Origin of the sequence: Halomonas citrativorans (assembly GCF_900163645.1) — a bacterium.
Lineage (GTDB): Bacteria > Pseudomonadota > Gammaproteobacteria > Pseudomonadales > Halomonadaceae > Vreelandella > Vreelandella citrativorans.
Genome location: NZ_FUKM01000063.1, coordinates 107,061 through 115,989, shown reverse-complemented (window position 1 = coordinate 115,989; position 8,929 = coordinate 107,061). Strand labels below are relative to the sequence as shown.

The following is an 8,929-nucleotide window of genomic DNA, read 5'->3' as shown; positions in this document are numbered from 1 at the left end:
TGTTCAGAGTACAAAATTCCACTTATCACCGCGATTATTTTTCGGGGGGATTACCATGACAGAGAAGCGTGGCTTTACGTGATCGCTGAACCTACCCTAAGAAAATACTCACAAAGAATTGCTAATGATCTTCCGGAAGATTTGTCGGCGCTACAGGAAAAAAAGCTACATGACCGCGTGATTAAATCACACGATAAGCAAGCCAATGGCGATACCGATAGTATGATGCAAAGTAAAGATAATTCGCTTTCCACGACAGAGCCTACCGGCAAGGAGGAGCTGCACATAGCCGAGACCTCCCTGCTAACGCTCAGCTTTTCTCAATATTACCGCCAGTATCTCTTGTCGCTGAAGTAACCATCTTCTACTAGAAATCTAATAATTTTCAAAGTTTAGTTAGTGTCAATCTATGGCTTTAATGCTGACGATTTTGTCAATCCTCGTGAAAAATGTTGACTGTCAATGGAGTGTGGGAAATATCGTATATGCTCCATCAGTACAGGCTCTTGGACAGTGTCAATGTTAGGGCGGCTTGTTGATACTCCGAACCAATGGCCAACTGATTCCACATGCGGAGACACTGGGGCGTTACTGGATGGAGCATCCCCATGCAACGGTTGGGCAGGCGCTTCTGTTTAAGCCAGAAGCCTTAGGACTGGATAAGGAATACAACGTTTTCCTCTCGCCTAATGAGCAGTCAATCACCGCGCGAGAAATATTGAACTGCGGATTACGCTTGCACCGCATGAGCCCCGAAGCAACCCAAGCATTGATTGATGAACTTGGCCTGCAGGCGCCTTCACTCGGCGAGCTGATCAGTAAGTGGCAAACGCAAGGACGCATCCTGCATGGGGTGATGCTAAGAGCCTCCTGGGAGCAGGAACCTCGCTTTGAAAATCGCATTGAGCTAACCGAAGAACCTGATGCCTTAGGCGTTCCCCGAAGCAGGCTAGTTTGGCAACAGTCGCCGCTTGATCGGCACACTATTCGCGAGAGCTTGCTGCTATTGGGAGAGTACCTGCTTGAGGAGGACGTTGGCCGCGTACAATTGGCCGATTGGCTTGCAGCCTTGCCCGTTACGCTACCGACCGATGGCGAGCTGGCTGGCCGCCACCACATGGGAGGCACACGCATGAGTCATACCCCGGAAGACGGCATCGTTAACAGCGATTGCCGCCTGTTTGGCCAGGACAACATGTACGTGGCGGGCTCCAGTGTCTTCCCAAGCAGCGGACACGCCAACCCCACGCTCACTCTAGTGCAACTCGCTCTTCGCTTATGCGATCACTTGGAGCAGCGTTTAACCTCCGCCTAGAGGATAGCTCATTAGGGACGAGCCTGTTTTAGTGCAACTGGCGCGGCACGGCCAAGCGAAAAGGCGCTACGGGCACTTCAAAGGCACGCTGGGTATAGGTGTTCAACAACGTATAGCCACCTTCCATCACGCCCACTGGTGTTTGCAAAATCGCCCGGCTGGTATAGCGAAAGCGCTGACCGGGGCCGATCAATGGCTGCTGCCCGACCACGCCCTTGCCACGCACTTCCTGACTATCGCCGCTGCCCTGGGTGATTTTCCAGTAACGTGCCATAAGTTGTACGCTATGCGGACTTTGATTATGTACCGTCACGGTATAGCTAAATACGTAGCGTAATTCCGCATCGCTGGATTCTTCGGCACAGTATTCAGGCGTTACGCTGACGTCGATGGCTAAACCACTCACCCGTTTTCACTCCCATCACTACCTGGCCTTTCATCAGCAGCCACGCGGTTAGCAATGGTTACATACTCAGCAACCGTTAGCGTTTGCGGGCGGCGCGTGGGGTCAATACCCAGCGCTTCTAACGTTTCAGGACTGACGCGTCCTTTAAAGTTATTACGTAAGGTTTTACGGCGTTGGCCAAAGGCTAGCTTTACCAGCTCAAACAGGAGCGCCGGGTCGTCGGCTACGTGCGGCAAACTTGCGTGCGGTGTGAGGCGCACAATGGCAGAGTCGACTTTAGGCCGGGGCACAAAGGCCTCGGGCGGTACGATAAACAGCTGGTCGACGTGGCAGTAGTACTGCGCCATCACAGAAAGCCGCCCCCAATCCGTACCGCCTGGCTGGGCAGCCAGCCGCTCAACGACCTCTTTTTGGAGCATGAAGTGCATGTCGGCAATCGCGTTGCCGGCCGTGAGCAGATGCACGATCAAAGGGGTTGAAATGTTATAGGGCAGGTTGCCGACGACACGCAAGGCCGGGCCATCACCTTTCAGCGCCGCGAAGTCAAACTTCAGCGCATCGCCTTCATGGATAATAAAGTCGGGGTAGTTGAAGAACTGCACGCGTAGGCCAGGAATCAAGTCGCGGTCCAGCTCAATCACCTCAAGCTTCCCTGCCGCCTCAAGCAGTGGCGCGGTCAGCGCGCCTTGGCCCGGCCCAATTTCAACAAGACGGTCGCCTTCCCGCGGCCCAATCGAGCGCACAATACGCGAGATGATACCCAGGTCACGTAGAAAGTTTTGACCGAAGCGTTTGCGAGCACGGTGCTGCTGGGGCACTTGAGACATCTAACAGAATTCCTTGGAGGTATTTTTCAATCGTGGAGGTGTTACGCCTGGCGGGCCGTTTGGGCGCGCTGTTCGGCCAGACGCCGAGCAAGCGATAGCGCAACGCGCAAGCTACCAGGGTCAGCCACGCCTTTACCCGCTAGGTCAAGCGCGGTGCCGTGATCGACCGACGTGCGCACTAGTGGCAAGCCCAGCGTGATATTAGCAGCTTGACCAAAGCCAGCATACTTAAGCACGGCCAAGCCCTGGTCATGGTACATCGCAAGTACGGCATCAACACCCGCCAAATGGCGAGGCGTAAACAGCGTATCGGCAGGTAAAGGGCCTTGTATATCCAGCCCTTGTGCACGCAGGGATTCAAGCGCGGGGATAATCGTTTCCAGCTCTTCATGCCCCAAATGGCCATCTTCGCCCGCATGAGGATTTAGCCCGCACACGGCAATACGTGGCGACGCAATACCAAACTGGCGTACCAGGTCATCGGCCAGCAGGCGGCTAATCCGGGTTACCCGCGCTACGGTAATCGCATCAGCGACTTGGCGCAGCGGCAGGTGTGTGGTGACCAATGCAACACGAAGATCACCACTGCCTTGCCAATCCGGCGCGTTGGCGTGTAACGCGGCGTCGGTTGCCAGCATCATGACGACCTCATCAACACCGCAGGCATCACGCAGCCACTCGGTATGCCCTGTGAACCCTGAGTAGCCGCCCTCAATGATGACGCCCTTATGCAGCGGTGCGGTGACAATAGCGGCGGCCTGGCCTGCCTGACAGGCAGCCACGGCCAGCTCAAGGGTGGCGAGCACATACCCTGCATTGGCCGGGTTAAGCACGCCAGGCGTTGCGGGTTCACTCAGTGCTACAGGCCAAACGGGTAATTGCCCCGCGCAGGCAGCCACTACTTGGCCGGGGCTTGTTTCCACCAGTGCCACATCAAGCCCTAGCGCAGCGGCCCGCTTGCGCAGCATATCCACATCACCAATGGCGACTGCCTGCGCCGGCAGATGGCCCTGCGCGGCTAACATAAGCACCAGCTCAGGCCCAATACCCGCAGGCTCTCCCGTGGTGATCAGCAGCGGAAGGTCAGCGATCGGGCTCATTTAAAGACGAACATCCACAAAGGCTTCCGCGCGAATTTCCTGTTGCCAGACTTGCAGCTCTTCATTGGCGCGGCGTTGGAAAATGGCCTGACGCACTTGCTCCTGGCGGCTCTCATTGGTCACGTTCTGACGACGACGCTCTTCAACTTCAATCACGTGATAGCCAAACTGTGAGCGCACCGGCTCGGATATTTGGTTGACGTTCAGCGTCTGCAGGGCTTCCTCAAATGCCGGTACGGTTTGACCTGGGCGCACCCAACCCAGCTCGCCACCATTAAGCGCACTGCCGCTGTCGTCACTAAACTCACGTGCTACGGAGGCAAAGTCAGCGCCTTGCTGTAAACGCTGACGCACATCCTGAGCCCGGGCACGCGCCTGCTCTTCACTGCGCGTTGGCGTTAGCTCAACCAGTACGTGGCGCGCACGGATCTCTTCGACAAACGCCTGATCGCTATTTTGATTGCCCTGTTGATCAAGCACGCGCTGAACATCACGGTCGCTGACCGATACGCGCTGGCCAACCTGGCGCTGCTGCACTTGGCGCATCAACATTTCACGACGAATGTCTTCACGCACCTCAGCAAGCGTCATGCCATCGGCTTCCACCGCGTTTGCGAACTGATCCAACGTCATATTGTTGGATTCAGCAATCGTACGCAGTTGACGATTCAGCTCGGTATCATCAATGCTTAAATTGCTGCGATTCGCCAGCTGTAGCTGGATTTCATCCAGAATCATCCGTTCAAGCACTTGCGCCTGAAGCGCAGAGCCTGGCGGGAGCGTGCCCCCCTGAGCTTGCGCCTGCTGCTCTATCTGAGCAACACGATCGTTGAGTTCGCTGCGCATAATGACGCCATCGTTAACCACGGCAACGATGCTATCGATCGGCTGGCGCTGGGTGGACTCAAAACTCTGTGCTTGCGTTACCAGTGGAGCGGCAAGCGTGCCTGCGCCCATGCACAGCGCGATAACGCTCGCGGCCGACATCGTTTTTGCATGAGCTAGCAGCATATTTCTGGTTTTCATAAAAAGTCTCTTTCAGTCGCCATTCAAGAACGTCGTTACAAGGGAGTAGGACGGTAACCGGGAATGGTCCGTTCAAAATAGCTGTCAGCCTCTTGGCCAACGCCGCCCAAGCCACGGAATACAAAGCGTAAAAATAGCCCGCGATCGTTGAAGTCATCTGCAACACGCGCGGTGTCGTTGTCATCCACCCACTCGCGCCAAACAAGCTGCACGCCGTAGCAGCAGTCGTTCCACTGCACCCCTGCCAATTTTTCAAGCGCACGATCATTGGTTTGGTCGTGAAGATATCGGCCTATCAGATCAACCCTTGGGCTGGTTTTCCAGGCAAATGACAGGTCCCACTCTTCGCGGTTGTAATCACGAAAGCCGTCATCGCCTGGTAACGTATCAGGGTCGAAGCCTTCGATCTCCCAACGGTAACCCAGGTTCACCACATGACCTTCCGGGTGCCGGTAACGCAAGTCAAAGCGGGTGTGTTCCGTCTTTTCACGGTGATCATCGTAAAGCCATTCGTAGCCGGTACTCCAGCGATCATTGATCTGCCAGTCCAACCGGGTTACCAGAGGCGAACGATCACGCGTGGCCTGATAGTAACGCTGCGGGTTAACGTAAGCATCTTCTTCGGGCCGCGCAGGCAGGGTATCCGGGTCTCCGTCACTATCAATACGGCGGTCCGCAAAATAGATACTTTGCCCGATACCAAACGTTAGCCGATCACGGCCACTGTCATCTTCTATGAAGCGCGTCTGCACACCCACCGACACACGGTTAAGATCGCCGACCCGGTCTCCACCGGAAAAGCGGTGAGGTGACCACAGCTGATCCCAGGAGAAAGCCCGCTCACGACTATCAAAATCGGGTAGCTGGGTCTGGTTCTTGCGGGGCACATAGGCATAGTTAAACCGCGGCTCCAGCGTTTGCCGGTAGCCGCGGCTTCCAAGCTCCAGTTCACGCTCAAACATCAAGCCGCCATCCACCGACGTAACCGGCACGGTACGGCTTGGTGAGGTATTGCGCTCCGTTTCACGATCACCGTAATCCAACTCGTAGGCGGTATACCAAAGCTCAGCCCGTGGTTCGATATATCCCCAAGGCTTTTCTTCGCGCCAGCCGACGGCCGGCGTCAAGTGTAAGCGCGTGCCGGTTGCTGCCTCGCGCTCCGGCACCAGCCGCTCATCCACATCACGCCAAAAATAGGTCGCGTTGGAGCGCCATTCGCTGAAGAAGCCGCTGCCTAGCTGCCAATTGGAATTCGCAGTCAGACTGGGCAAGCGGTAGAACGGTTTATCATTATCGCTAAGCGGATCTTCAAGACGCTGAAAGCCTTGCGCCCGAGCATCGAGATACCACTGGTCACCCTGATAATCTATCTGGGCAAGCCGTTCAAGGCTGACGCGGTCGCTGCTCCCAAACTCGTCACCGAAGTCGTCGAAATAGCGGCCGTCACTGGAAGCGCCATAGCGCAACCGATAATTGCTGCGGCTGTTGACTCGGCCCGCATGGCGCGCATCGACATACCAACGGGTTTCGCCAGCAAAGCGGTCACTACCACTATTACCGCCGTCGTCACTACTTAAGTAGCCCCCCTCAACGGTACCCTCGCTTTCCGAAAACAGGTAGCGGTATTCACCGTTGAGTAGCAATCCACGGTCACTCATCCAACGCGGCGTAATGGTAGCGTCGTGATTAGGGGCGATATTCCAATAAAATGGCTGTGCGTAGTTAAATCCATCTGACGAAAACCCGATAGCCGGGGATAACAGCCCCGTGTGGCGCTTATCGTCGATAGGGAAGCGCAACCACGGCCAGTAAAAAACAGGCACGTCTTTTACTTTTAAGCGGGCATTCGTCGCGGTACCAAACCCCGATTCCTGATTTAGGCGTATATCACTGCTCACCAGCTCCCAGGTATTGGCGCCGGGGTCACAGGTCGTAAAAGTGGCATCTCGCAAGCGATACTGAGACTCGCCTGTTTGCTCAAGCTGACTTGCCTGGCCACGCAAACGCTCTTCATACAGCACATAGTGGCTGTTACGCACACTCGCGCGGTCTTCATTGAGCATTAGGGTGGCGCTGTCTCCGCGTACCAACGCTTGGCCATCACGCAAGGCGAGATTACCCTCAGCATCCACCTGCTCACGGCTTGCGGGTAAATAAATGCGTTCGGCTTCTAATTCCGTATTACCACGTCGCAATACCACATCGCCTCGCAGCAATGCCTCGCCATCGGCGGCGTAATCCGCATCTCGGGTTTCAACTGACAGCGTTTCCGGGTTCTGTTCTACAGGCAACCGGTAGCTAGGCATCACGTATCGGCCACGGCACAACTGTTGTGACGCTTCATCCCCTTCCCAGGCCTGCCAGTCAAGCGCTTGTGCGGGCAGCGCTTGATTCTGAGCCACCACCGAGAACGAGGCGCTAGCGAGCAAACTGCCCATCAGCGTATGCGCAACCGGTTTGATGCGCGAAAATCGCTTGCCCATGTTCGTTATCCTTGGCATCCAGAATAGGTATTATACAGCCCGCATGATGCCCGACCAGCAAGGAGCTTGCATGTCCTCTTTACGGATTGATGCCCTCACCCGATGGGCCGCAGAACAAAACAGCCTAAATCCGGCGTTGATTACCCTCTCACCAGCGGGCGGCGACGCCAGCTTTCGGGGCTATTTTCGTCTAACGCTACCTAATGGCGACACCCAAATAGTCATGGATGCACCACCTGCTCAAGAGGATTCAGCCCCTTTTGTCGCTATTGGCAACCGCTGGTACGCGGCGGGCTTACCCGTTCCCAAAATTTATGCCGCGAATTTAGACGACGGCTTTTTACTGCTGGACGATTTAGGCAGTACACCGATGCAGAATCGGTTTACCGATAGCGCCGCGGTGATTCAGTATCATGAAAAAGCACTGGCCTTGATTGCCGAGCTGCAAAACAGGGCCAGTCCAACCGCACTTCCCGACTATGATGCTACGCTATTGGCTCGTGAACTCGACCTGTTCCCTGAGTGGTGCATGGATAAGTGGCTGACGCTACCTTGCCCATCAAGCTGGGAGGCACTGCGCACAGACCTTATTCACCGGGCGCTTCAACAACCGACGGTTAGCGTTCACCGTGATTTTGATGCCATGAACATCATGATCAACCATGGCCGCTTATATATGATCGACTTTCAGGACGCCGTGGCAGGGCCGATTACCTACGACGTTATTTCCTTGCTGCGAGGCCGCTATTGGCGCTTTAGTGCGACCCAATTCGCCGAACTGGCCACCCTGTTCTATCGCCAGGCCCGCAGCGATGGGCGCCTGTCCAGTGTACTAACAAAGGCCGACTTTATTACCCAGTGCCACGCCATGTCCGCTCAGCGCTCGTTAAAAGTGTTGGGCATTTTTTGTCGGTTAACGCTACGTGACTACAAACAGGGCTACCTGGCACGCTTACCCCACTTCCTGGATCACCTTGAAGATAGCCTGAATGGCCTGCCCGAACACGCCGCCTTTGCCAACTGGGTAAGGCTCACGCTGCGCCCAGCCATTCTGCAACGCCTAGCGGAAGAGCATCCATGAAAGCGATGATATTAGCGGCCGGCTTAGGCAAGCGGATGCGTCCGTTAACCGACCACTGCCCCAAGCCCTTGCTCCCGGTCGCGGGGAAGCCGCTGATCGTTCATCACCTGGAGCGGCTACAGCGGGCAGGTATTGAAGACGTCATTATTAATGTCAGCTATCGCGCCGAGCAAATCATTCAAGCGATAGACGATGGCCGGGCCTACGGTGTCAACATTCAGTGGAGCCATGAGGCCACGCCGCTTGAAACGGGCGGAGGAATTCAAAAAGCGCTACCGCTGCTGGGCGAGGAACCCTTTCTGCTGGTCAATGGTGATGTGTGGTGCGACTACCTGCCCGCCAACACTCAGCTAAAAAGGGGCGATCTGGCGCACCTGATACTGGTGAATAACCCTGATCACCACCCAGAAGGCGACTTTGCCCTGGATAAGGGGCGCGTGCTCACTCAAGGCGCACAGCGCTATACCTATGCCGGTGTCAGCATTATTCATCCCCGGCTGTTGGCTGGCCAGCCCACCGAGGCGTTTGCGCTCGCGCCACTATTAAAAAATGCGATGAACGAACAGCAGGTGTCTGGGGAACACTTCGCAGGACACTGGGTTGATGTAGGAACGCCCGAACGCCTTGCCGCCCTGGAGCAATTTTTAAGCCAATAAATACCACCCGTTATAAGAAGGCCCAGAGAGGAGTG

General features: G+C 55.7%; 8 protein-coding genes and 1 pseudogene. 4 read left to right on the top strand and 5 right to left on the bottom strand.

The annotated features are described in order from the left end of the window. Both CZ787_RS18595 and CZ787_RS18590 read left to right on the top strand, forming a co-directional pair. A pseudogene (locus CZ787_RS18595) lies at positions 1 to 357 on the top strand (hypothetical protein); the annotation flags it as partial. 178 nt (positions 358 to 535) lie between these two features. After that, positions 536 to 1,315: a GMC family oxidoreductase gene (locus tag CZ787_RS18590; RefSeq protein WP_254908662.1), complete on the top strand. Its 780-nt coding sequence runs from the start codon at positions 536 to 538 to the stop codon at positions 1,313 to 1,315. A gap of 28 nt (positions 1,316 to 1,343) precedes the next feature. Here the strand turns inward: CZ787_RS18590 and apaG are convergent, their stop codons facing one another. The 5 genes from apaG to CZ787_RS18565 are packed head-to-tail and all read right to left on the bottom strand — an operon-like array spanning position 1,344 to position 7,157. Further along, entirely contained in the window at positions 1,344 to 1,721 is a 378-nt protein-coding gene (apaG, locus tag CZ787_RS18585; RefSeq protein WP_087112057.1) for a Co2+/Mg2+ efflux protein ApaG, read from the bottom strand. After that, complete coding sequence (rsmA, locus tag CZ787_RS18580) at positions 1,718 to 2,548, bottom strand: 16S rRNA (adenine(1518)-N(6)/adenine(1519)-N(6))-dimethyltransferase RsmA (RefSeq protein WP_087112056.1); 831 nt, start codon at positions 2,546 to 2,548, stop codon at positions 1,718 to 1,720. Before rsmA ends, apaG begins: the two co-directional genes overlap by 4 nt. Positions 2,549 to 2,589: 41 nt before the next feature. Then, entirely contained in the window at positions 2,590 to 3,648 is a 1,059-nt protein-coding gene (gene pdxA, locus CZ787_RS18575) for a 4-hydroxythreonine-4-phosphate dehydrogenase PdxA (RefSeq protein ID WP_087112054.1), read from the bottom strand. Then, positions 3,649 to 4,674 carry a peptidylprolyl isomerase gene (locus tag CZ787_RS18570; protein ID WP_087112052.1) on the bottom strand — a complete coding sequence of 342 codons (1,026 nt, stop codon included), beginning with the start codon at positions 4,672 to 4,674 and terminating at the stop codon, positions 3,649 to 3,651. It abuts the gene before it with no gap. 35 nt (positions 4,675 to 4,709) lie between these two features. After that, positions 4,710 to 7,157, bottom strand: a complete 2,448-nt coding sequence (locus CZ787_RS18565) for an LPS-assembly protein LptD (RefSeq protein WP_087112050.1) — start codon at positions 7,155 to 7,157, stop codon at positions 4,710 to 4,712. Between the two features lie 70 nt (positions 7,158 to 7,227). On the opposite strand from CZ787_RS18565, the gene CZ787_RS18560 reads away from it, so the two are divergent. Together CZ787_RS18560 and murU are read left to right on the top strand one after the other, a co-directional pair. Beyond that, a complete protein-coding gene (locus tag CZ787_RS18560) occupies positions 7,228 to 8,238 on the top strand; it encodes an aminoglycoside phosphotransferase family protein (RefSeq protein WP_087112047.1) in 1,011 nt (336 codons plus the stop codon). Beyond that, entirely contained in the window at positions 8,235 to 8,894 is a 660-nt protein-coding gene (murU, locus tag CZ787_RS18555) for an N-acetylmuramate alpha-1-phosphate uridylyltransferase MurU (RefSeq protein WP_087112045.1), read from the top strand. The genes CZ787_RS18560 and murU overlap by 4 nt, the downstream gene beginning before the upstream one ends. Positions 8,895 to 8,929: the final 35 nt, after the last annotated feature.